Raw genomic sequence first — 24,825 nt, 5'->3', positions numbered from 1 at the left:
TTACAGCCAACGTGCGCAAAGGGTCAACCATTAAACTAAATACTCCACTTGGATCGTTTTTCCGGCTTGGGCCATCGGGACGGTGATCCGGTCGCCGCTTTTCAGTTCCAAGCCTTTCGACGTATCGACGACGCGGCCGGATTTCTCGATCGGGATGCCTTCGGCGCTGCTTCTCAGCACGATGCGGTCTTCGGAACCCGGCGTGAACACGATGTTTTCCGTGTCTTTGAGTTCCGGGGCAAGCTGGAGAAGCTGATGCAGATTAAGACGGCCTTTGTAGGTATTTAGTTTCTTATATTGCGGATAAGAGCGTTCGCCGGTGTTTTCGTCGCGGATCTCGATGACCATCTGGCCGACGAAGCCTTTGTTCGCTTTTTTCAGATAACGCATCAAGAAAAAGACGATCGCCGCCAGAACGAGCAGTCCCAGCACGCCGAGAATGACCGGAATCAGCGGGAAAGGCTTGTCTTCTGTCGGCTTGTCCGTTCCGGTACCGGCCGCGCCGGATACCGCTCCCGAAGCGGCGTCGACGGTAATCGGCGCGGATTCGCGGTAGAAACTGTCGGCTTCCGCGCGCACGATCAGCGTATACTTGTGCGCTTCCGGCAGTTCGTAGCCGACGTCGAACTGCGTGCCGTTCAGTTTCATCGGAACGTTCGTTTCGACGCCCGTGTTCTCGTCTTTGGCGACCAGCGTCGCTTTCATCGTCGCGTACAATTCCGCCGAATCCAGCTTGCTGCCGCCGCTGGTGAGGTAAGCGGAGACGTCGACTTTATCGCCTTTGGCATAGGAGGAAGCGGACAGCGGAGCGGTCGCCAGTTCAAGATCGTAGTTGAAGACCAGGCTGATATCGATCTGGTCTTTGTTCGCTCCCTGCACGCTCAGCGTCCAATCGCCTTCCTGCGGTTTGATCAGCTTCAAGAGCGAATACGTCTTCGACGTGGACAAAGTCACCGAATCGGAAGGAATCGCGATCTCTTTGCCGCTCGGATCTTTGAGTTTGAGCTTGACGGGCTTCGCGGAAGTGATCGATACGTTCGCTTCCAGCACGTTGGCGTTCGGCACGGAAATCTTCACGTCTTGGAACTGTCCGCTGCCGGTCAGCGAATCGACGGGCACGATATTGAGCTGCTGATGGCTGGCGAAGATCTCGCTCAAGATGCCCGGCAGATCGTCGGCGGAATTCGTCACGAACGATTTGCCTTTGGTATCGTCGGCGATCTTTTTCAATTCCGCCTGATTCAGCTTGCCGTCGGCGTTCAAGCCGATCGTGTACACCGGAATGCCGGCGTCGGCCGCTTTCTTGACCGAGCTTGCCAGTTCCTGCTCCGACTGCGTCAACGTCTTGCCTTTGTTGGAGTTGAGCTGCGTGTTGCCGTCGGCCAGCATGACGATCATCGGCTCGCGGCCGGACTGCGTGCTGCGTTGAAGCATGGTGACCGCTTCGGTCACGCCTACGGCCGTATCGGTGTAAGCGCCGCGGTTCAGCTCGCCGATGAATTTCTTCAGCTCGTCTTTGTCGGCTTGACTCTGAATATCGAGCAGCGCTTTCTCGCGCTGCACGACGTCCGTGTACGAGACGATGCCGACCCGGTCGCCCTTGGCGGGCAGCATGTCGATGAACAAGCGCATCGCTTCGCTGCCGAGCTTATCCGGGTCGCTGGTCGCCATCGAGTTGCTGGCGTCGAGCACCAGCACCGCGTCGATCGGCGCCGCCGCGCCGGCGTTCGCCGCCCCCGTCGTTCCCGTTCCCGAAGCGGCGGCAGAACGCGCGCCGGCCGGGAACAGCCCCGCGACCAGCAGCAAGGCCGCCAGCAGCGGATAGATCCACTTTCTGAATATCGATACCATTTCGGCAAAACCCCTTTGTGTATGCGATCTTGGCGGGTCGGTCGGCTCGCCGCCCTTATCCGGCGCGGCACATGCCGCCGACCCCGTTCTATCCCGGACGAATCCGGCATCGATGCGGCTTACGGCCGCGAACGGTATTCCAGCACCGCGATTCGGCGCGTCCCCGCCGGAAGAACCTCTACGCGTTCGCCGCTGCTTAGCGGCAGGCCGCCCGCGGCTTCGAGAAGCAGCCCGCCGCGCCGAATCTCCGCGTCGGCCGCGCGGCTGCGAAGAACCGGCGCGCCTCCGCGTCCCGGACGCAGCGTAACGCCTTCGGCCGCGCGGAGCTCGAAGCGTTCGCTCTCCGGCAGTTCTCCGAGCAGCCGGAGCAGATCCGTCCGGCCTCGCAGGCCGGTCAAGTCGGCCGCATGCGCATGCAGCAGTCGGCCCGAATGCTCGTCGACGATCTCGACGAGCAGCCTTCCGGCGAAACGCCGGTTCGCCCGCGCGATGCCGCCGACCAGAGCGGCGAGCGCCGCGACTCCGGCCGCGCCGAGCAGTCCCGGCACGGCCGGAGCCAACGCGGCCAGCGGCCGGAACTTCGTCTCGGCTGTTTCCGCAGCCTCGCGCGGAGCGCTGCCGCTGACTTCGACGCGAACCGGCTTCGATTCGCGGTAGAAGCTGGCCGATTCGGCGCGGACGGTCAAGTCGTAATTGTAAGCCCGGCTGAGCGTATACGAGCCGACGAAGCGGCCGTTTTCCAGCGACAGCGGAATTTTCTCTTCCGCTCCGCTTTCTTCTTCGCGCACGATCAGCGCCGCGCGGGCCGATCGGTACAATTCGGGCGAATTCAGCCGCCTGCCCGAACGTTCCAGATAAGCGGAGACGTCCAGCTTGCTGCCCCGTTCGTAATACGGTCCCAGCTTGCCGATCGCCAGCTCGAAATCGTAACTGAACACCAGCCCCATCTCCGGCGGCCGCGTTCCCGTTCCTTGGACGCGCAGCGTCCATGTTCCCTGCTCGGGACGAACCAGCTTAAGCAGCGCGTAAGCGGAAGATTCCGACAGCAGCGCTCGGTCGGACGGGATCGGCACGGTTCGTCCGTTCGGGTCCAGCAGTTCCAAGCTTCCGCGGGCCGCTCCTTTGATCGAAGCATTGGCTTCGATCACTTCGCCGTCCGGAATCTCGATCCGGAATTCGCTGAATGCGCGCGATTCACCGGAGCTGTCGGTTCGGCCGGATTCGCGAATTTCGGGTTTGACCGACGGAGCGGACGCGGCGACGGTCATCACTCTCGCCTGCTGATGGCCGGCGAAGATCTCGCTCAGAATATCCGGCAGGTCCGCGGCCGAATCCGTGACGAACGCTTTGCCGCCGGTTCGGTCGGAGACCTGCCGCAGCACGCCGCGGTTGAGCGTGCCGTCGGCATTCAGCCCGATCGTGTAGATCGGGATGCCGGCGTCTTTCGCCTGCCCCGCCGCTTCCGCCAGTTCGGCGGCCGAGTCGGCGCGGGTTCGGGTTCCTTCGCTGTCGAGCGACGTGTTGCCGTCCGCCAGCAGCACGATCATCGGATCGCGTCCTGCTTCTTCGCCGCGCAGCAGCATCCGGACCGCTTCGGTCACGCCGACCGCCGTATCGGTGAACGGTCCCCGGTCGAGCTGCCCCACGAAAGTCTTCAATTCCTGTTTGTCGCTCTCGCCGCGAATCTCCAGCAGCGCTTTCTCGCGTTGGACCTTGTCGGTATACGAGACGATTCCGACCCGGCTGCCCGAAGCGGGCAGCATGTCGATAAACATCTTCATCGCCTCCGCGCTGATGCCTTGCGGATCGCTCTCGTTCATCGAGTGGCTGGCATCCAACACCAGTACCGCATCGACGGAAGCCGTCCCGGTTGCCCGGGCTTCGGCATGTCCTTGCATGACGGCGGGCCATAACAGCGCGGCCGTCCATATTCCTGTCCATAATCCGGTCATACGACGTTTCATTCTCGGCAGCGCACCTCGCGATTTCAGTAGGTTTACAGAACTCCGTTCCTGTCCGGGTTGCCCGGTACTGCCTATTGTCGCATGTCCGCCGGCGTCGGCCCGCAGAACGGACGGACGCCGACGACACTATCATCATAGGCTTGTTTTCTGTGAAAATCCTTAATAATTGGTTAACAACTTCTGAAAAGCTTGTAACTTGACCGCTGTTTCCAAAATCCGAAACGTTCCTTCGACGCCGCGCACTCCCGCTCCGGCAAGCAACCGATTGTGCCCGGAGCCTTTTCCCGCTATGGTTAAGCAAGGCGGCACTCCCAAATTATAACGTAAACCCGCAGCGCATCATAACGTCTGCATTTCCGCGCGGGAAGGCAGACTCCTTTACATTATAGGCCCCTGACGTATCGAAGAAATCGGTCGGGAGAAGGAACGTGCCGCGATCCTCCGCGATCGGATGTTTCTCAATACGAACAGCTCGGAACTTTGTTTCTTTTTGCGATCTTCGAATTTTCTATATAATACGTATCTTGAAGCCGTTCCCTCGTCCCGCCAAGCCCACGGTTGCGCCCGCCGCCTTTTCGGGCTATCGTTAAGCAAGGCGGCACTCCCAGATTATCGCTTAACGCTCGCAGCGCCTTACAACGCCCGTATCTCCCGACAGCGGAGGATGCGCTTTTTCGCATGACGGAGTCCCGCCGCCTCAAAAAAATCGATTCAGGGAAGGAGAAGGAACGTGCAGTCATTGACTTCCTATTTCATATACCTCACTTACGGAATGCTGGGGATCCTATTTCTTTTTGCCGCGATCAAATCCCTTCTCTATATACGCAGCCCCAAACAAGCGCCTTCGCGGGCGGACATCGACACCAAGCTGCTCAACACTCTAAACGATCGGCGTGAACCCGAATGAAGACAAAAACAGCCGTTACGTTCAAGCCTTACGAACGTACCGAATATGCTTACGAGAAGCTCAGGGTCTGCCGCAAATGCGGCCATTATACCGTACTGTCGCATGACGTCTGCCCGGTCTGCGGCAAACATGCTTTGATTGACGTCGCGACCGCGGCCAGACGCGAAGCGCGCAAAAAGATGCAGTCGGAGCTGCTGTTCGCGGTGCTCTTGACGCTGCTCGCCATGTTCTTCGCCGATACGGTGCTCTGGATGGGCATCTCGGCGGCCGTCGGCGCGGCGCTGACCGCCATGCTGTGGTTCGCCCAGCGCCGTTCGCTCGAAGCGCAGCTTCGCATCCGGACGGACCGCATGTTCGCGCGGGACCGCGATCGGATTCGTCACGGGCTGATTCAGGACATCCGCGCCGCCGAAGCCCGGCTTCAATCCGAACCGGCCCGCGCTTACGAGATGCTGCGCGAAGTCGGCACGCTGCTGCGCAACGATCCGATCCGCGGCCTGCAGGCGGAACTGCTTCAGACGTTCGTGCTGCGCCGCGATATGGATCTGCTGCTCGAGCCGCTGATCATGGACGGCTTCTCTCCGCATCTGGCCGGGTATATCGGCGAAGTCGCGAAGCTGAACCGCGAGCTGATCAAAGAAAGCGCGATCCGCTACTGCCTGCGTTACGAACCGCAGATCCGCAACATGAACCGGGGCGAAGACATCCTTGCGGCCGTGGCGGGCGCGGCCGTACGGATGAAGCGTTATATCGAACTCTATCCGGAATTCATCCGACGCTACGTGCATAAGCTGCCCGAAGAACGACTGGAACGGCTGCGCGACCTGCTCTCGCAGCATGCCGGAAGTTTCCCGCAGCTTAAGCTCGAAGCGGACGAAGTCTATCGGATGCGCCATCGGGAACGCCATTCGCACGGCCGCATGCTTCCGCCGCGCGACGATCGGGGAGAGAGCTGATGACTCGCTCGTTCAAGAACGCTTTGATCACGATCCGCAATTTCCTGACTCTGCGCAATCTGCTGGCCCTGCTGTGCGCGGCCGCGCTGATCGCCGTTATCGTCAAAGGATTCCGCATCGAAGACAAGATCCGGCAGGTCGATACGGCCGACGCTTATTATGCGAATCACGAACGCCTATCGGCCGAGGCCGCTTACGCGAACGCGCTCGCCAATACCGTGATCCGTTACCGCGAAGATCACGTTCGCGAGCGGTTGGCGCAACTTGCGCCGCTCACCCGGATGCGCGAAGAACTGCTCAAGTCCAAAAGCGAACTGCTGGCGGCTCTGGAGAATCAAGATTTCGACGCCTATCTGGCCGCTTACGAGCTCTACGAGCCGTTCGAACGGCTGTCGCTCGAAGGCGAATACGCCGCCGAATACAAACAGCTCGACGCACGCTACCAGATGGACGGCATCGTCGCCGACGGCTTCGCCGATTTCCGGAGCGGCTTCGAGCAGGCGCTCGCCGGCAATCTGGACAGCGGCGATTACGGCGACGAATCCGCCAAGCCGAATCTGCTGCGGATTCCGGCCGTCTTTTTCGCGCCGGAGCAGCCTTCGGCCCGAAACGGCGCGTCCGCGCCGAGCGGCTCGTCTTCTCTGTCCGAATCGGAAGCCGAAACGCTCAAGACCGAGCAGCTGAACGCTTTGTTCGAAGACTATGATCGGCGCAAGCTGAAGAAGTTGGCGGCGGCGGGCCGATATACGGACATGCTCCGCGAAGCCTCCCGTACCCTGAACGATTACGGGCAGAGCGGCTTCGAAGCGCCGTGGGTCCGGCTTCAAGCCGAAGAGACCGTCGACCTCGTGCTGCGAAGCGATCTGGAAGCGAAGTCTTACGCCGATTTCGCCGCCCATGCGCGCAGCTTCGCCGACTTCGTGTCGCAAAACGGCCTTTCTTCCGATCTGACCGCTTGGATCGACAGCCGAGTCGGCGAACTGAATCGCCGCGCCGGCGCGCTGGTCGCGGACGGACGTTTCGAAGAAGGCATCGCGCTGTACCGCGCGCTGGACGGCTATGCCGATACCGAAACGCACGTCGCGCAGGCCGAAGACGCTTGGACCGAAGCCGATCCGCTGCGCATTTTGCGGTCGGCGGACGATTCGCACACGTACAAGTTCGCGATCAGCGGCAAAAACCGCTTCGGAGCCGATCTGTACGTCGCCGCGCTCGACGAGAACGGCACGCTGTACTTCGGCACGAAAAGCGAAAGCGGCACGAGCGTGAGCCGCGATGCCGCGCAGTTGGCAGGCGAGACGGTCCGCAGCTTGAAGCTGGACGAGAGCCTGTCCACGGACAGCACGCCGGTTCTCGTCGCCGAAGCCGAGTCGACCGTTCGCAAAGCCGTATACACCGCGCTGATTCCGCAGGAAGGCGGCTCGTTCGCCCAGATGTTCAAGATCGAAGCGGACGGCTATCGGATCGAAGACGGCGGCATGACGCTTCGGGCCGAGAATCCGTCCGACGCGGAGCAAGAAGGACAAACGGCGGTCTATACCCGCTACGCAGGGAGCGACGTGTTCGCGTTCTCCGCATTCGAAGGCGGCTATGCGGACATCGGGGACGCCAGTCCGGCGCTGTACCCCGAGCAGCCGGTACGCGCGACGATGACCGTGCTGCAATCCGCTTCCGGCAGCACGCTTGCCAGAACCGGCGACGGCGAACTGATGCTGCTTACGGGAGATTTCGAGTTCGCTCCGGGAACGTACCTCGTTACCGGCACGTTCCAAGGCCGGTACGAGCAGATCGAAGATCCCGACGCGGAGCCGCCCGAACCTCCGCAGGCCGACGATCCGGCGGCGTCGGATACGGAGACCGGCGCGCCGAATGCCGATTCCGACAGTCCGCCGAGCGTTTCGCCGGAGACGAACGATTCGGCGGCGGGTAATCCGGAAGATTCGGCGGGCGATCCGTCCGATCTCCCGTCGACGACGGAGCCGGAGACGGCCCCCGAGGCGGAAGAACTTCCCGAGGCGGAACCGCCTGCGCAGCCGATCCTGCGTTCCGTACCGGTATTCGAGGTCGAAGCGATCGAACCTGCTTAACGAAACGCAAACTTAGCCCCGGCGCGAAAAACGGCCTGCTTCCGATACGAAGCAGGCCGTTTTGTTATGCGGCTGACATCCCGATTGACAATTAGTCTAATTAGACTATAATAAAGCCACTAGTCTAATTAGACTAAATCATTCGTCAAAGGAGTATGCCCCATGTTATTCATTACGGGAGCAACAGGCAGCGTAGGCAAACGGATCGTCGAAAATTTGCACGGCCGAAAAACGGAATTCCGAGCGTTGACTCGCAGTCCGGAAAAATTGGCGGGGCTCGCCTCCGACGGCATGGAGATCGTCGAAGGCGATCTGGAACGACCCGAAGATTGGGCCGACCGGCTTCGCGGTACGGACGCGCTGTTTCTGATTCTGCTGAACGATGCCGAAAACGTGCTGCGAGCCGCCGCCGAACAAGGCGTCCGACGAATCGTGTTCTTGTCTTCCGGTTCCGTCAACCGCGATTCGCAAGACCGGAACCGGAACGCCGAAAAACACTTCGCCGTCGAACGACGCATCCGCGAATACGGCTTCGACTACGTGTTCCTCCGTCCGGAAGCTTTTATGCATAACGCGGTTTATTGGAAAGATCTCTTTCGCTATAATAAAGGCACGCTCGATTGGCCCGCATTGAACGCGACGCTCGCGAGCGTTCACGAACGGGACATCGCCGACGTCGCGGCGCTGGCGCTGACCGATTTCGACCGTTTCGCCGGGCAAATCCTGACGCTCGCCGGAGCGAACGTGCTGACCCAACGCGGCATGCTGGAAGAAATCGCGCGGCAGTCGGGGCGGCGGATCGATTTGCGCGAACAGCCGATCGAAGAATTCGCGGCGTACATGAAGAACTTTATGGCCGAAGAATACATTCAATTGCGAATCGACGATTGGCGGTATTCGCTGACGCATCGGATCGAGGTCAATTCTACGGTGTATGAACTTCTGGGGCGCGAACCGTTTACGTTCCGGGAATGGGTCGCCGAGCATCTGGAACTGTTCGAACCGTGATAAACGAGGAGGAACGACCGATTATCCCTTTATTGATTCTCGGATTGCTGAAAGATCGGGGACAAGCGAGCGCTTACGAGCTGCTCGGCTTGATCGACGAACGCGATTATCGTTACTTGATTCACGTCACCAAAGGCTCCTTCTATTACAATCTGCAAAAACTGGCGGAAAAAGAACTCGTGCGTCTGGTCAAAACGGTCAGCGTCAACGGTTATCCCGAGCAGCATATTTACGAAATCACGGACGCCGGCAGCGAGCATTTCGAGCAGTTGATGGGCAAATACGCGTCCCAGACCGACGATATTACGCTGGCTTTCTACATGACGACGCTGTTCGCCCACGAATACGATCCCGCACGCTACAGAAAGGCTCTCGAAGACCAGATCCGGCAGACCCGGCAGAAGATCGAAGAGATCGACCGCGCGCTGCGCGAGAAGCAGGACGTGATCTATACGACCGCCAAGTCCATGATGGAGAACGTCAAAGCCCATCACGAACTCAACTTGAAATGGTTCGAAGACCTGCATCGACAGACGAAATAAGAACGACATGCAGCCCGCTTTTTCTCTCGGCGCTTCTCGAAGCCGACAGAAGAAGAGCGGGCTTTTTTTCGCGAACGGCCGCTTTCCCCTTTGTAATCAGCGACCGACCGAGACAATAGGCGAAAAAGCCTTTATAATGAACGCAGAGAGCGCTTTTTCGGCCGAATTTCGACGTTTGGCGCACTCCGCTCGTTTCCTGCATCGGATTTTCTCTATGTCCGGCACGACCGGAACGAGTTTCGAATCCCTACGGTCCATCTTCTGATCTGGAGGAATCGCCTTGAATTATAAAACAAGACAATTGGTAGGCTTCGGCGGCATGTTCGCGCTTACGCTGCTCGTATTGGTCTCTACGGCCCTGCTGCTGCTGTCGATCAATCGCACCGTCAACATCGAGTCCGCCGAACGTTACGATAAATCGCAAGCCGCCGACGAACTTCGCAGCACGTTCTATCGCCTCGACGGAGAAATCGGCCGTCTGATCGCGGGCAGCGACCCGACGAACTCTCCCCGGCGCTTGATCGAAATCGAACAATATCGAAGCGATTCGCTGCGTCAACTGTCGAACGCCGAGCGTTTGAGCGTGAGCGAGCAAGGACAGAGCCGTCTGGCTTCCATTCGCACCGAATACGAAGCGTATCTGGAAGCCGCCGCCGAAGCCGTGGACAGTCTGGCCCAGAATCGGCGCGAAGAAGCCGCTTCGATCTGGACGCTTCGCACCGAAGAGAGCCGGGAAAGCCTGCTCGACCATCTCGACGCGTTCGTGGACGCCCAGCAGAACGCTCTGCAACGAGCGCGCGACGAGAATCAGCAGAACTTCAGAACGATCTTGATCATTCTCGCCATCGCCGCGCCGCTTCTGCTCGCCGCCGCTATCCTGCTTGCCCGCTGGACGATTCGCGGCACGACGCGCAGGCTCAAAAAGGTCACGAACGTGATGCGCAGCGCCGAATTCAATCATGCCGAGTCGCTCCCCCGCCTTCAGGCGGAAGCCCAAGACGAGATCGGCAATATCGCGTTGTCGTTCAACGAAATGGCCGAGTCGCTCGAAATGCATAATCGCATGACGCGCCAATTGAATCAGCAGCTCGAAGAACACACTTGGATCCAGAGTTCGCTTGCTCAGACTTTGACCGCGTATCAAGGATCGGGTTCCCTCGAAGAATTAGGACGGATCGTGTTGGAAAAAATCGTTCCGCTCACCGGTTCGGCATACGGCGTATTCTATGTCAGACAAGGAAAAGACGATTTCGTGCGTCTCGCTTCCTACGCGGATTACGCGAGCGAAGAAGCTCCGAACTCGTTCCGGACCGGCGAAGGACTGGTCGGACGCGCAGCGCAGAGCGGAGAAACGCTGCTGATCGAGCAGCTGCCGGAACACTATCTGCAAGTCGCCTCGGGCTTGGGCTATACGATTCCCCGAAGTCTGCTGGTCGCGCCGGTCCGTTTCGAGAATCGGGTCGAAGCCGTGATCGAGCTTGCCGCGCTGGACGCTTACTCGCCTCTTCAGCGCCGCCTGATCGAGCATCTGGCGGACACGCTGGGCATTACGCTGGACAGCGTATCGGGCCGCATGGAAGTCGAACGGCTGCTGCGCGAATCGCAAGGGCTCGCCGAAGAGCTTCAGACGCAGACCGAAGAATTGCAGTCGCAATCCGAAGAACTTCAGAATCAGACCGAAGAGCTGCTCACGCAGCGGGAGACGATGCGCCTTGCCAACGACCATCTGGAACAGATCAACGTGCAGATGGAAGAGAAAAATCTGCTGCTCGAACAAGCTCAACGCGACTTGATCCGCAGCTCGGAATTCCAATCCCAGTTCATGGCGAACATGTCGCACGAGCTGCGCACGCCGCTGAACAGCATCTTGATCCTGTCGCAGATCATGGCCGAGGATGCCGAATCTTCGAACGAACAAGAACGCGAATACGCGGCGACCATCTATCGATCCGGCCGCGATCTGCTGGCTTTGATCGACGACATTCTCGACTTGGCCAAAGCCGAATCGGGCAAGATGGACATCGTGGTCGAACCGTACAATATTCGGGAGCTGCCGCAGGCGATGAGTAACTTGTTCCGCGAGCTGGCAAACAAAAAAGGCGTCCGTTTCGAAGCGGTGACCGACCCGGACGTGCCGGAGCTGATCTGGAGCGACGGAAGACGGCTGGAACAGATCGTCAAGAATCTTTTGTCCAATGCCGTCAAATTCACCGCTTCCGGTTCGGTCCGTCTGCATATCTCGACCGAATCCGCGGTCGAAGGCGAGGAATCGGACGCGCTCAAGATCGAAGTCTCGGATACGGGCATCGGCATTCCCGAAGAGAAACGCGATACGATCTTCGAAGCTTTCCGTCAGGCCGACAGCACGACCGAACGCCATTACGGCGGTACCGGCTTGGGCTTGTCGATCTGCCGCGAATTCGCCAAGCTGCTCGGCGGGCATATCGGTTTGGAGAGCCGCATCGGCGAAGGCAGCATCTTTACGCTCTATCTGCCTACGGATATGCGCCGCGAAGACGAGGCGGATATCGAGCCTCTTTTCGTGGAATGGCCTTCGTCTTCGGAAGCGGCGGCGCAGACTCCGATCTTGTCTTCGCAAGCCGAATCCGGCCCGACGACCTTCGAACCGGCTCACGATCCGAAACTCTTTGCCGGACGCAGCATGCTGATCGTCGACGACGACACGCGCAACGTCTATGCGCTCTCTACCGCGCTCGAGAATCGAGGCGCCCGGATCGCGGTCGCCGAGAACGGACGCGAAGCGCTCGCGCTTCTGCGGCAGGACCCGTCGTTCGATCTCGTGCTGATGGATATCATGATGCCCGTGATGAACGGATACGAGGCGATGCGGGAGATCCGTTCGGCGGAACCGTTCAAGACGCTGCCGATCATCGCGTTAACCGCAAGAGCGCTGAAAGACGAACGCGAATTATGTCTGGCGGCGGGAGCCTCCGACTATCTCAGCAAACCGGTCGATATCGAGAAACTGTTCACGCTTATTCAAGTTTGGTTGTCCGATTAACATCACAAGCTTCGACTCGGTCCGCAAAAGACCGAATCGAAGCTTTTTTGTCTATTTTGAAACAAATTCCGTCTTCGGGCTTATTTTTGCTTGCCGCCTCGTTGCATTTTATTTAAAAGTGTGGATAATAAGAGATAGATAAGGCCGTGATAATGATTATCATTCCCGTACGGTATTCCACATTCAAAGGAGAACGAAATCGCATGCAACCTTCGACTTCCAGAGTAAGCCTAAACCTTGACGATTATTTGGATCTGCTTAATGTGGCCGTTCAGGTCGGCGACAAGAAATGGCAGAAAGAAATTACGCGTAAACTCGAGCGCATCGCGCGTTTTGAAGCGGCGAAAGCCTGATATAACGAATACGGCCCGTGCTCCGCACGCCGAAGAACCCCGAATCTCTCAAGAGATCCGGGGTTTTTGCCGTTCGCGCTTTTCACTTTTCAGGCGGGAAGCCGCGTTTCGGCTCAGTTCGCGGCCGCCTCTTCTTCCTCTCCCGCCGCGATCTGCGCGGTCGCGGTATCGCCGAACTCGGCTTTGAGACTGCCGTACGCTTTTTTGCCGACCAACTTGATCGCGTTTTGTCCCGCGGGCAGATCCAACGTCACAGAATCCGCCGCAAGCTTCTCGTCGGCCAATTTTACGACTTCGCCGCTCGGCAGCACATGCACCACTTTGCATTTGCCGTTCTGCACGCCCAGATCGAGATCCAACGTTACGGTAGAATCTTCCGAAGCGTTCACCGTCCATAACGTATGTTTGCCGGTAAACTGCCGGAAATCGAGAGCCGCTCCGCCCGCGTCCGACGTGCCTTCCCGGGATTTATAAGTATAGCTGTCGCCGCTCTCAGCGATCCGCTCGTTGCTTCCGTAGATTCTGAGCTGAGCCATCGTTTCTCTCACCGTCGAACAGCCCGTCAATGCGATCAACAGCACCGTCGCGACCAGCCCGAGCAGCACCGTTTTTCTTTTGGCCCGCTTGCGCCATTTCCGTCTAATCATGATAAAGCGCCTCCTTATGGGGTAGAAACCGACCGATCACTGTCAGTCTACACCATAAGAAAGCGCTTCAATATGACATTTCCCGCTTTGCCGGCTTCAGCCGGTGGCGGAGATCGAAGACGAAGAAGGCGCTGCGGCCGGCTCTTCGGGCATCAGCCCCAGTTCCGCGAACGCGCTCAGCAGTTCCGCGCGCAGCCGGGCTTTCTCTTCGGGCCGAAGGAATGCCGCGTCCGCTCCGTTAAGAATCAGCCCGGCAATCTCCGGAAGCGTGAAGCCGAACCGTTCGACCAGCACGCCGTATTCGCGGGCCAGCGAAGTGTCGGAAACCGTCAGATTGTCCGTGTTGATCGTCAATTTCAGTCCCGCCTCGAAATATTCCCGCACCGGATAAACGTCCCAGCTCTCCATCGCTTTGGTCTGGTGGTTGCTGATCGGGCACATCTCCAGCACGATGCCGAGATCGCGCACGGTTTCCAGCAGCTTAGGATTCTCGCGCAGTCTGACGCCGTGTCCGATCCGCGTCGCGCCCAGTCTCGTGACCGCTTCGTGGATATTCTCCGCTCCGCCCGCCTCGCCCGCGTGGATCGTGACCGGCACGTCGAGAAGCTGAGCGTATTCGAACACGGCTCGGTGCAGATGCGCGGGGAACGCCGCTTCGGGTCCCGCGAGATCGACGGCGACCAAGCCTTGGTCTTTGAATCGGGCCGCGGCCGCGATCACTTCCATGTTCATATGCGGCGAATGATGACGCAGGCAGGCCGCGATCGCCCGGGCGGTCACGCCGAACGTTTCTTCGCCGCGCCGCAGACCCCGAAGCACCGCTTCGATCGCGTCTTCGCAGGTCAGCCCTTCGGCGCGATGAAGCTGCGGACCGAAACGGACTTCGATATACCGGCAGTTCTGCTGCGCGGCTTGTTCGACCAGTTCGTAAGCGATGCGTTCCAGAACGTCCGCTTTGTGCAGGAAACCTGCCACAAAATCGAATTTAGCCAAGTATTCTACCAAACTCCCACATTCTCCCGTCACTCTCATGAGAGGATTCAATTCTTCCGCGCTTGCGACAGGCAGCTCGATGCCCTGCTCCGCAGCGATCTCCCACAGCGTGGATTCGCGGATGCTTCCGTCCAAATGCAGATGCAGATCGACTTTCGGCAGACGTTGCAGCATTTCCGACAGGCGATTTTCCGGCATAACAACTTCCTCCTTTTCGCTTCGAACGGATTTTGATCGGGATGGAACAACAGATCGACGATGTATGGATATTGTCATTTTTTATAACACAACGAACCTGACACCGGCAATAGGAATTTTTAAAAGGATGCGCAAAAAAAAGCACCCGCTCTAAGCGGATGCCTGTTCTTCCCCGCCGGCCGCCCGGCCTGCGAAGAAATATCGAACTTAATAATACGGAGCCATGAACAGATACACGACGACGCCCGTCAAGCTGACGTACAACCAGATCGGCATCGTCCAGCGGGCGATCTTGCGGTGTCTCGGAACCTGCATGGTCCAGCCGAACACCAGCGTGAACAGCGCCAGCGGCACGATCAGCGCGGCCAAGATGCTGTGCGAGATCAGGATGAAGAAGTAGATCGGACGCAGAATGCCTTCGCCGCCGTATTTCGCCGTCTCCGGCGAGACGTAGTGGAACGTCAGGTACGAGACGAGGAACAGCAGCGTCGAAGCGAATGCGGCCAGAACGAACGCTTTGTGCACCGGCACGTTCTTGCGGATGATCGCGATCAACGCGCAGACCAAGAAGATAAATGTAAAGCTGTTAAAGATCGCGTTCAGACGCGGGAAAATCGTGAGGTCGAAGTGAACGCTGCCCTGATAGCCGATCGGCGAGAAGAACAACAACAAAATGATGATGTTCGCAACGACAGAAACGGTAATGATCAGTCCGGCGAAACTTCGGGTGGTGGTCGGACGGTAGTTCTCGTTCTTGTTTTCGTTGGATGAGCTCATAAGGGCATATTCTCCTTAAAATTTGTCGTCAACTATTATATCGCGCCAAAGCTTTGATGTTAAGTGACAACAATTTGAAATATTCGCGAATTCCGCATCCCGTCCACTTTTTACTTTGCCTATCTAAAATGGTAAGGTAATAAGTATCGCACAAGTCGAAAGGGGATCATCATGTACTCGGCAAAAAGCAACCGCAATCGGCACTACCTGGCCAACACGCTGAAAGCAAGCGCCCTGTCGCTGCTGCTGCTCACGGCAGCCTGCACGTCGGACAGCGGAACGGCAAAAGAATCCGGCAACGACGCCAAGCCGTCGGGCGAAACGACGGAATCGGCGGCTAAGGTCTACGATACGGCGCTCGAACAGGCCAAAGCGTTGGAGAGCTACACGATTGCGTCGAAAACGAATCTGACCGCCGAACAAGCGGCGGCGGAAGGCGCGGAAGCGGCGGAACCGGTAGAGACCGCGATCGATATCGCCGGAGACGTCATCGCCAAACCGGAAACGCAGTACGGACTGAAGATCGATACGCTGTCGCAGGGCCAACAGAGTTCGACCGAACTCTACGCCGTCGGCGACCAGCTCCATGTCAAGAACGGATCGGGAGCTTGGAGCACGCAGAATCTCGGCGAGTCGGAAGAAGCGCTGGCGATCGCCACGGACATGCTCGACCCGGCTCCGCTGCTGGAAGACCTTAACGGCTACAAAGACAGCCTCAAGGTGAGCGAAGACGACAAAGCGTACACCCTGACGCTGGAAGCCAGCGGCGCGGAAGCGGGCAAACTGATCGAAAGCGCGCTGGGCACGCAGATGGGCGACGCTTCGCAAACGAGCGGCCTGCTGAAAAGCGGTTCGGAAGGCACGGTCAGCTATAGTCTGGTCATCGACAAAGCGACGCACCAGTTGAATTCTTCCAGCGTGAAAGTCGATACGACGCTGGACGTGAACAAGCAGTCGGTGCATGTCACCGCCAATTCGGATTACGCTTATTCCAAGCAAAACGCGGTCGGCGAAATCGCCGTTCCGGCGGAAGCGACGGCCGCGGAATAATTCGGCTCGAATCGAAGCCGAAGGCTGCGCCGAAAATACGTAAAAGAAAGCCCCTTTCCCAGCGGAAAGGGGCTTTCTGTTTTCGAGGCGTCGGCTGCGGCCGAGCCGCAGATAAGCCCATCTATGGTAAACGCCTAGGCCGGGGCGGCTTCAAGAAAGCATGCCGTTTTCGACCCGAAGGGCGATCATCGTCAGTACCGGCCGATGCGCCTCGTAAGGCACAAGCCGTTCGCGGCTCGGCGCGTACGTTCCGTCTTTGCGCCGGGCGCCGGCGTCATGCACGATCAGACTCCGCGTGCCGTCGTCTTCGACGCGATATCCGCAGCCGACGGTCCAATGGTAATCGAACAGGGGACGGCTGCGCCAACGCAGCGCAAACCATTTGTCGAACTTGACGGCGACGAGCCGGTTCGCGTCGATCTCCGCCCGATAGGCGTCGAAGCCGCTCAAACGACGGGTCTTCGCCTGTCCGGGCAGTCCGGCTTCGTCCAGCCGGGCGTTCAACCCTCGCCGCAGCGCAAACGCGAGCGCGGGCGCGCCCGTGCCGAGCGGCGTGCCGAAGCAGGCGGCATACATGCGGTTGACAGCCTCCGCCGGGTCGGCAGGCAGCCGATGCCGGAGAAGCGGCGCGCCGCCGGCGACGGAAAGGCGCTCTTCCCAGAAGCGAAGCAGAGCCGAAGCGGCCGTCGGGCCGCACGCGGAAGCGGGAGACCGGATACCGGTCTCCCACTGGGTATAAGGTTGAAAGGTCAGAACGCGCTGCTGCATGTCTCGCCCTCCCGAGGGAACGGAACGATTGGGTTCCCGCTTCCGCTGATGTTCCCGGCTTCGCCGGATGCTTCCTTTATCGGTACGTTGCCTTGTTCAAACGATTAGACGATATTCAGCTTCACGTCAATGTTGCCGCGAGTCGCTTTGGAGTAAGGGCAAACTTGGTGCGCCGCTTCCACCAGCTTGTGAGCCGTTTCGGCGTCTACGCCTTGCACGCTGACGTTCAGCGTCACTTCGAGCTTGAAGCCGCCGTCTGCCGCGTCTTTGAGGATCGACACGTCGCCGGTTACGCTTGTGCCCGTCACTTCTTTGACGCGCTGCGTGCGGATCACGAGGTTCAAAGCGCTGTCGAAGCAGGCCGAGTAGCCGGCTGCGAAGAGCTGCTCGGGATTCGTGCCGTCGCCGCCGGGACCGCCCAGACCTTTAGGTGTTTTCAGGCTGATGTCGATGATGCCGTCCGAAGAAGTGACTTTGCCGTCGCGTCCTCCTACTGCCGTTGCCGTTGCGGTATACAATGCGCTCATGTGAATATCTCCTTTTCGCTCTATCGTTTTTTGGGTACAATCGCAATTTCTTAATTCGATTGTTTACAATGTAATTGTATTCTATTTAAATGAGGTTGTCAACATTGTTTGCAATATAAAATTATGAACGTCCCGTCAACGCGGATCGGTTTTGGCGGCGCGCCGAAAACCCCGAGTCTCGACGCAAGTCGGTCTCGGGGCTTTGTTTTTCGTTTGCCGGATTACGACGCTTGACGCGACGATCGCCTTTATCCGCGGAACCAGACGTCCTCGTACTCGTCGGGTTTGCGTTTAAACAAAGCATTCGCGAACGGGCAGACCGGATCGATCTTCGCTCCGGTGCTTCGAGCCAATTCCACGACCTGTTCGACCAGACGATCTCCGGCATGTTGACCCCGCATGGATTCCGCCACGAAAGTATGATCGAGCAGCAGCACTCCGTTTTCGCTCGGCATATACGTGACTTTGCCTACCTCTTCACCGTTCTCCATCATTACGAAACCATGTTCTCTACGTTCGATTTCCGCCATTTCGAGGCCTCCCGTTCCGTTATCGATTTTTATTTCGCGCATGGGTAGATTTCGCGCTTCTTCGACGGCTCGCGACCGCCGATTCAGTACTGCGACTTGCCGCTGATGATCTTCAATACGTCCGAAGCGTCTCCCGGCTCGGAGCCGACCTGATACACCAAGTCGTAAGTCTCGGAGACGGCTCCGTTATCGGTGCGTTCGTCGGCCGTGATCGAGATGTAGACACTGACCGTGCCGTCGCCGTTCTCCACGCCCAGACAATGGTCGAGGTAGACGCCGAGCGTGTCTTTGTAACCTCCGGCGAAGTCTTCGTAAGACTGCTTCGCCTGCCATTTCTCGCCCAACAGTCCGTACGCCGCTTCGTAGTCCTGACGCGAGACCGCGTCGTAGAACGCATACAGCACGTCTTCGGCTTGGTATTCCAGTTCGGTTCCGTCGACCGGCACGTCGTCGTAACTGTCGTCGTAGCCGTCGTCCCCGTACTCGTCGCCGTAATAATCGTCCGCCGGGATATCCGATCCGTCGCCGTAATCGAGCATCGGAATCTCTTCCATCGGCTTATCGGACCATCCCTTCGCCGCTTCGATGACGCTGGTGACCGGAATGCTGAATCCGATCCCGCCTTCGTCCGTCACGGCCGAGTTGATGCCCAGCACTTCTCCGGTCGCTTGATCGACCAGCGGGCCGCCGCTGTTGCCCGGCGCGATCGGCGCCGATATCTGATACAGCCCTTCATAATAATAAGGCGCGATATCGAAGGTCCGGTCCACGCCGCTTACGATCCCCGTCGTGACCGTATTTTGCAGTCCGAGCGGGCTGCCGAGCGCCAACACTTGGTCGCCGATCTCGGCTTCCGCTTTCAGCTTGAGCTTGAGCGGTTCGACCTTTTCCAGATCGGGCACCCGAACCACGGCGACATCCGTCTCTTCGCCGATCCCGATAATCTTGCCGTCCATCTTCACGGAATCGGATGTCGTGACCGTCACGTCTTTATAACCCGCCACCACATGGGCATTGGTCAAGATGTCTCCCCGGTCGTTGTACAGAAAGCCGGAACCGAGCGAACCGTCTTCGGTCTCGATCATGACGACTTTCTTGCTCACGGAAGAGATGATTTCTTTCAGCGTAGGCTCTTCGGTCTTCCCGTCTTCGATGCTCTGCCCCGAATCTTCTTTGTTTTCGGTTCCGGAAGACGGATTGTCGGCATCGGCGTTTCCGCTCGGCGTTTCCGTGTTCGGGTCAGCGGAATCGGACTTCGAATCGCTTTTCGGCGTTCCCGCGGAATCCCCGGCGGCAGAGCCGGTCGAAGACGAAGCCGTAGAAGTTCCCGGAACCGTTCCGGCCAACAAAGCGTCGCTTCCGCCGCCTGCGGCATAGCTCTCATGAATGGCGTAAGCCCCGGCCGAACCGCCGGCCACGATAACCGCGCTGACGATGAGGCTGATTAACGATTGCTTCTTCAACGCCTTCCCCCCTTACTCTCTGTACCAACTGACGGAATCGACGACCACGATCGCTCCTTCTTCGGCGTCCAGCCGATCCGAGAACGCTGCCGTCTTGCCCGGAGCCAGATCGACGGGACGAACTTCGGTCCATCCTTCGCCCGCGAACTTGCCCTGCGCGTCGTACGAGCGGTATTCGACCAACAGATCGTACAGAGTCTCCGTCGACTCGTTACGCAGCGTGCCCGAGAATTCCAGCTTGCCGCCCTTTACGACCTGCTGCAAAGGTTCCATGCGCAATTCGCCCGTTCCCGACAACAGCTCGCAGCCCGAAGCTTCGAACAGTTCGGAAGCGGCATATTCGCTTTCCGCCGTGAGCGAAGCGAGACGTTTCTCCAGATCGATGAGACGCTGCGCTTCCGGCGCGTAACCGCGAGCTTCGTCCACGACCGCCGCCGCTTCGTAATAACTGCCGCCCGCGATAGCCCGCTCCGCTTCGTCGCCGCTGACCTCGACGATCCGGTCGGTAATCAGCTCGACGACCGGCTGCTGTTCAGACTCCGGATAGGCCGAAGCCGTCTTGAGCAGGCCGGTCAGCTCGGCCAGCGTTCCGGCTTTTTCCGCGCTGCCGCGAATATCCGCCAATTCCAATTTCGCGCGCAGCTTATCGAGCCGATCGCGCAGACGATCGTACGCCGTGCCGCTCAGACCGGACAGCTCGCGGTTCACCTGATCGAGTACGCCGGTCGCTCCGGCCGTGTCGGAACGGCTCAGCAGCCGCTGCGCTTCGGTCAGTTGATCTTCCAGTCGGCGGATGGTCTGCACGGTCTGAAGATCCGAACGGATGCCGGGATCGCGCGGACGCTTGTCCAGCGCTTGATCCAGCTTCGATTCCGCGATCTCGTAGTTGCCGCCGAGCGCGGCGTCCGCGGCCGAACGCTGAATCTCGGCGGCTTCGGCGCTGATGCCGCGCTCGTAATTCACCTGCCAGATCAGCGCGGCGGCCGCGCAGATGGCAAGCAGCGGCGGCGCGATCCATACGCGCGCCGACGAACCCCCGCCGTCGTTCTGACGGCCGCCGCGGCCGCGCTCCGCGCCGCCGGCGCGTCCCGAAGCGGACGGCGCAGGAACCGGAGGCGGCGCGAATCGGGACGCGCCGCGCGGCGCGTCGGCCCGCATCTGAGGCGGCTCGCCGCCCGCTTCGCCGGAGAATCCGGCATCCGCCCGGTCGCGGTCGCTGCCGGGAGAAGCGGAACCGCCGAGCTTCGTCAGCCGGACGGCCAGCGGTTCGCCGGGCTCGGGCGGCGGAGCGGCTTCTTCGCCGATAAGCGGACGGCCCTGCTCGGGCATGTTCTCGCGTTCGCTTCGCGGCTTAAGCGGCGGCTCGCCGATCCCCGGCAGCGCCGCGTCCGGAACTCTGCGCGCCTCCGGCCATGAGCTTTCCGCCGGTTCGGAGGCCGCGGCTTCCGGCTGCTTCGCGCCGCAGCTGCTGCAAAAGCGGCTCCCTTCCGGCAGTTCCGCTCCGCATTGTACACATTCCATCTTCTCTCCCCCTCGCTTGGCCTACAGGCATATCTGTCCGCCGCCGGGAAGCGGCTTTCTTGATGTTTAAGAATTAAACTTTATTACCCACAATCAAGGGAGACGGCGACGCGGGCGCGAAAGTTTATTTAGCTTGCCGGCGCAAGGCGGCGGAAAGATCCGCCGCCACGTTCGACGGGCCCCGCTGCGGACCGATCCGACACAAAGAAACGACCTCGTTCTCCGCTCTCGCGGACATCGAAGTCGTTTTGGCGCTTTCCTGTTAGCTTCTCGTTTCCGTTCACCGTCGTTCGGTTCGCCGCGATCTGCGGAACCCGCTGCGGTCGGCAGGATTTGGGCGCGACGCTCACACGCCCGTCCGCGCGATCCTCCGCTTCCATTTCTCGATCAGCGATTCCACTTCCGCCGCGAACAGCGGCTTGCTGATAAAGTCTTGAACGCCCGATTCGCGGCAGCGTTCCCGGCTCTCCCGATCGGCAAAAGCCGTGATCGCCACGATGACCGGCTCATCGCCGCCGGGCAGATCGCGAATTCGAGCCGCGGATTCGAAGCCTTCGCCGTCCGGCATCTGCATATCCATGAAGATCAGGTCGTAACGGCGGCGCGATACGGCCTGCACCGCTTCGCGTCCGTTCGCGACGGCTTCGAACACACAGCCGAAACGGGTCAACATCTCTCCGAGCAGGCGGCGATTCACCGGATGGTCTTCGGCGATCAGAGCCACCAACGCTTCGGGAGAAGCTTCGGGCGGAATCAGACTCGCGCGGATTTCCGGCGATTCGAGCCGATCGGCGCTGCCGCCGTCCGGTCCGGGCGACAGCACGCGCAGGTTCTCCTGCGTGCCGGCCGCCTCCGGCAATTCTTCGTCGGGCACGTTGAGCGGCAGCGTGAAGTGGAAGTTGGAGCCTTCTCCCTCGCGGCTGTGCACGCCGATGAACCCGTTCATCAATTCGACCAGCTTCTTGCAGATCGCAAGGCCCAGTCCCGTCCCGCCGTATTTGCGATTGATCGAAGGATCGATCTGGGAGAACGACTGGAACAGCAGTCCCTGCTTCTCGGGCGGAATGCCGATTCCCGTATCCCGCACCGCGACTTCCAGCGTCAGCGCGTTCGGCTGATGGAAGAAGCCCGGCTCGATCGTGATCGCCACTCCGCCTTCTTCGGTAAATTTGATCGCGTTGCTGATCAGGTTCACCAGAATCTGACGGAATTTGGCCGGATCGCCGATCAAGACTTCGGGGACGGACGGAGCGACTTCGGCCGTCAGCATCAATCCTTTTTCCGACGCGCGCGAAGAGAACAGATCCATCGCTTGATCCAGCACGTGGCGGACCCGCATCGGCTCGGGATTGACCGTCATCTTGCCGGCTTCGATCTTGCTGAAATCCAGAATCTCGTTCAGGATGTGCATCAGGTTCTCGCTGCTCTGCGTGATAATGTCCACGTAGTAGCGTTGGGATTCGTCGAGTTCCGTCTCGCCGAGCAGGGCGGCCATGCCGATGACCCCGTTCATCGGCGTGCGAAGCTCGTGGCTCATGATCGCCAGAAACTCCGATTTCGCCCGGTCCGCGCGTTCCGCCGATTCTTTGGCCCGGATGATCTCCCGTTCGCCCGTAATGTCGGTAAATACCACGACCGCTCCTTTGCGTTCGCCCTGATCGTACAGCGGCGTCACGCGGTAAGAAACGAGAAAACTCGATCCGTCTTTGCGCCAGAACACGCCTTCGCTATCCCGATGCGCTTCGCCGGTGCGCAGGGCATGCATCAGCGGCGAATCGTGCGGATCGTATTGAAGTCCGTCTTGGCTGATCTGTTGGATCTGCGACAGCGTCAGCGCGTTCAGCGCTTCGCTCGTACGGAAGCCGAGCATCTCGGCTCCCATCGGATTGATAAAGACCAGACGTCCCGACAAATCCATGCCGAAGATGCCTTCCGAGACGGAATTCAAGATCAAAGTATGTTCGTAGCTGAGCTTCTCGATCTGCGCGATATGCCGTTTGCGTTCCGTAATGTCGCTGGCGATCCCGTAAGCGCCCACGATACGTCCGTCGACGATGATCGGCGTATTGGTCACGCTGACATCGATTCGGCTGCCGTCTTTGCGAACGAGGCAGACCTCGTAGGTCTGCGCCTCTCCTCGCTTGACGCCCTCGAAGCCGTCGTCGACCCGCTTGCGGTGTTCGGGTATCGCCAACTCCACGATGGGAATGCCGATCAATTCGTCTTCCCGGTAGCCCGTCAAGCGTTCCTGACCGGCGTTCACCGTCACGTAACGCCCTTCCAGATCATAAGCGTATACGCCGGACGGATTGTAGTCGAACAAGGACTTATAGCGCTGCTCGCTTTCGCGAATCAGATTTTCGATCGTCGCCTGCTGGGTGACGTCCTGCGTCATTCCGATAATCCGGAGCGTTTCTCCGCCCGGTCCGCGCCACAGCTCGTATTGGCTGCGGATCGTCTTCACCGTACGATTGCGCAGAACGATCCGGTAGGTGATATACGGCTCCGCTTCCCCGCGCAGCATACGCTCCGTATAGTCGAGCAGCTTCGCTTGGTCCGCCGGATGCAGGATCCGCAGCAGCGACCTCGGATAACTCTCGTCCTGCAGCAGCTCGCCTTCGAAAATGCGCAGCGTCTCTTCGGAATAGTGGATGCGTTCTTCGGCCAGATTCCATTCCCAAGAGCCGATATGCGCGATGCGCTGCACTTCGTCAAGCATGTCTTCGTACATCTTGCGGGTCGTAATGTCGCGTCCCATGCCCATGATCGTATCTTCTTCGCCGGATCGTCCGTGCAGCACGCGAAACACCATCTCGAACCAGAGATAACGCCCGTCCCTATGGCGAACCCGGCGCATAAAGGTCTGTCCTTGCGCGTCGCTTAAAGTCAATCCTCTCGCCGCCTCCGAGTCTTCCGGATGGTAGAATTCCGAGCGATGACGGCCGATCATCTCTTCCGGCAAATAACCGAGCATCGCTTTGACGGAAGGCGAAGCGTAGAGCAAATAGCCGTCGAACGTGCTCTGCGTAATCAGCTCCCGGGTGCTGTCGATCATCAGCTCGTACGCTTCGCTGCTCTCCATAAGCTGCTGGCGGTTCTTGCGTTCGTTCGTCATGTCCAGCGCGTGCACGACGACCCGGCGTTCCGATTGCCCTTCTTCCCCTTCCAATTCGGACACGTGAAAAGAAACCCATACCAGGCTTCCGTCTTGCCGCCTGCACCGGCGTTCGAACTCCAGAGGCTCGTCCGGATATCGGATCGCTTCCATGATTCTGGCGTCCTCCGTACCCGGTTCTCCTTCGCCGGCCAGCAGATCCGCGAACGCGCGTCCGGTCAGGTCTTCTTCGCGGAAACCGAGAATCCGTCCGAACTTGGCGTTCGCGTATAACAGGCGTCCATTGTCCGCAACCAGAACGGCAATGCCGACAGGAGATTGCTTATAGATCCGTTCGAATATCTTATTATCCCGTTCCGGCTGCTTGGTCATCCGAATCCCCTCGTTTTGCCGCATATTCCGCTTCGGCAGCTCCAATTCGGCTGTCATCCCCATGAGCGGTCATTTACCAATAGTATACATTTATTTTTTTCAAATCCAAAACCTTTTATTTGGACGAATCGGAGCTTCTTCGGTCAAAGACGACGAACGCCAGCCAAGACGGCA

The 24,825-nt window shown here is 59.2% G+C and carries 18 protein-coding genes; 7 read left to right on the top strand and 11 right to left on the bottom strand.

The window, feature by feature from the left end; translation table 11 throughout:
- Positions 1–30 precede the first annotated feature (30 nt).
- Together CDO73_RS08505 and CDO73_RS08500 are read right to left on the bottom strand one after the other, a co-directional pair.
- Positions 31–1,851 (bottom strand): vWA domain-containing protein, encoded by a 1,821-nt coding sequence (locus tag CDO73_RS08505; protein WP_088488095.1) that lies wholly within the window; start codon positions 1,849–1,851, stop codon positions 31–33.
- 119 nt (positions 1,852–1,970) lie between these two features.
- The gene (locus CDO73_RS08500; protein WP_088488094.1) at positions 1,971–3,815 is read right to left on the bottom strand and encodes a vWA domain-containing protein; all 1,845 of its coding nucleotides are present in this window, start codon (positions 3,813–3,815) and stop codon (positions 1,971–1,973) included.
- 903 nt (positions 3,816–4,718) lie between these two features.
- On the opposite strand from CDO73_RS08500, the gene CDO73_RS08495 reads away from it, so the two are divergent.
- The 6 genes from CDO73_RS08495 (at position 4,719) to CDO73_RS26705 (ending at position 12,690) form a co-directional block, all read left to right on the top strand.
- Complete coding sequence (locus CDO73_RS08495) at positions 4,719–5,678, top strand: hypothetical protein (RefSeq protein ID WP_088488093.1); 960 nt, start codon at positions 4,719–4,721, stop codon at positions 5,676–5,678.
- Entirely contained in the window at positions 5,678–7,765 is a 2,088-nt protein-coding gene (locus CDO73_RS08490; protein ID WP_088488092.1) for a hypothetical protein, read from the top strand. Before CDO73_RS08495 ends, CDO73_RS08490 begins: the two co-directional genes overlap by 1 nt.
- 162 nt (positions 7,766–7,927) lie before the next feature.
- On the top strand, positions 7,928–8,773 hold the full coding sequence (locus CDO73_RS08485; protein WP_088488091.1) for an NAD(P)H-binding protein: 846 nt from the start codon (positions 7,928–7,930) through the stop codon (positions 8,771–8,773).
- Complete coding sequence (locus tag CDO73_RS08480) at positions 8,770–9,315, top strand: PadR family transcriptional regulator (protein WP_179218628.1); 546 nt, start codon at positions 8,770–8,772, stop codon at positions 9,313–9,315. The genes CDO73_RS08485 and CDO73_RS08480 overlap by 4 nt, the downstream gene beginning before the upstream one ends.
- A gap of 280 nt (positions 9,316–9,595) precedes the next feature.
- Positions 9,596–12,337, top strand: a complete 2,742-nt coding sequence (locus tag CDO73_RS08475; RefSeq protein WP_143536097.1) for an ATP-binding protein — start codon at positions 9,596–9,598, stop codon at positions 12,335–12,337.
- 203 nt (positions 12,338–12,540) lie between these two features.
- The gene (locus CDO73_RS26705) at positions 12,541–12,690 is read left to right on the top strand and encodes a hypothetical protein (RefSeq protein ID WP_179218627.1); all 150 of its coding nucleotides are present in this window, start codon (positions 12,541–12,543) and stop codon (positions 12,688–12,690) included.
- A gap of 113 nt (positions 12,691–12,803) precedes the next feature.
- Here CDO73_RS26705 and CDO73_RS08470 read toward each other — a convergent pair whose 3' ends face one another.
- The 3 genes from CDO73_RS08470 to CDO73_RS08460 form a co-directional block, all read right to left on the bottom strand.
- Positions 12,804–13,337 carry a hypothetical protein gene (locus CDO73_RS08470; protein WP_088488088.1) on the bottom strand — a complete coding sequence of 178 codons (534 nt, stop codon included), beginning with the start codon at positions 13,335–13,337 and terminating at the stop codon, positions 12,804–12,806.
- Between the two features lie 96 nt (positions 13,338–13,433).
- Positions 13,434–14,528: an adenosine deaminase gene (gene add / locus CDO73_RS08465; RefSeq protein ID WP_088488087.1), complete on the bottom strand. Its 1,095-nt coding sequence runs from the start codon at positions 14,526–14,528 to the stop codon at positions 13,434–13,436.
- Positions 14,529–14,735: 207 nt separating this feature from the next.
- Positions 14,736–15,305, bottom strand: a complete 570-nt coding sequence (locus tag CDO73_RS08460) for a DUF420 domain-containing protein (protein ID WP_088488086.1) — start codon at positions 15,303–15,305, stop codon at positions 14,736–14,738.
- Positions 15,306–15,476: 171 nt separating this feature from the next.
- On the opposite strand from CDO73_RS08460, the gene CDO73_RS08455 reads away from it, so the two are divergent.
- Positions 15,477–16,355 carry a DUF6612 family protein gene (locus tag CDO73_RS08455; protein WP_088488085.1) on the top strand — a complete coding sequence of 293 codons (879 nt, stop codon included), beginning with the start codon at positions 15,477–15,479 and terminating at the stop codon, positions 16,353–16,355.
- 150 nt (positions 16,356–16,505) lie between these two features.
- Here CDO73_RS08455 and CDO73_RS08450 read toward each other — a convergent pair whose 3' ends face one another.
- From CDO73_RS08450 to CDO73_RS08425, 6 genes are all read right to left on the bottom strand, one after another.
- Positions 16,506–17,123: a cysteine peptidase family C39 domain-containing protein gene (locus CDO73_RS08450; RefSeq protein ID WP_088488084.1), complete on the bottom strand. Its 618-nt coding sequence runs from the start codon at positions 17,121–17,123 to the stop codon at positions 16,506–16,508.
- Positions 17,124–17,227: 104 nt separating this feature from the next.
- The gene (locus CDO73_RS08445; RefSeq protein ID WP_088488083.1) at positions 17,228–17,650 is read right to left on the bottom strand and encodes an organic hydroperoxide resistance protein; all 423 of its coding nucleotides are present in this window, start codon (positions 17,648–17,650) and stop codon (positions 17,228–17,230) included.
- Positions 17,651–17,898: 248 nt separating this feature from the next.
- A complete protein-coding gene (locus CDO73_RS08440; RefSeq protein WP_373446975.1) occupies positions 17,899–18,180 on the bottom strand; it encodes a GNAT family N-acetyltransferase in 282 nt (93 codons plus the stop codon).
- 83 nt (positions 18,181–18,263) lie between these two features.
- Entirely contained in the window at positions 18,264–19,643 is a 1,380-nt protein-coding gene (locus tag CDO73_RS08435) for a S1C family serine protease (RefSeq protein ID WP_088488081.1), read from the bottom strand.
- Positions 19,644–19,655: 12 nt separating this feature from the next.
- On the bottom strand, positions 19,656–21,164 hold the full coding sequence (locus CDO73_RS08430; protein ID WP_088488080.1) for an FxLYD domain-containing protein: 1,509 nt from the start codon (positions 21,162–21,164) through the stop codon (positions 19,656–19,658).
- Between the two features lie 346 nt (positions 21,165–21,510).
- The gene (locus tag CDO73_RS08425) at positions 21,511–24,651 is read right to left on the bottom strand and encodes a PAS domain S-box protein (RefSeq protein WP_179218626.1); all 3,141 of its coding nucleotides are present in this window, start codon (positions 24,649–24,651) and stop codon (positions 21,511–21,513) included.
- Between the last annotated feature and the right edge of the window lie 174 nt (positions 24,652–24,825).

Origin of the sequence: Saccharibacillus sp. O23, from assembly GCF_002205895.1 — a bacterium.
Lineage (GTDB): Bacteria > Bacillota > Bacilli > Paenibacillales > Paenibacillaceae > Saccharibacillus.
The sequence above is the reverse complement of the archived record's forward strand: the minus strand, read 5'-3'. Positions and strand labels throughout refer to the sequence as shown.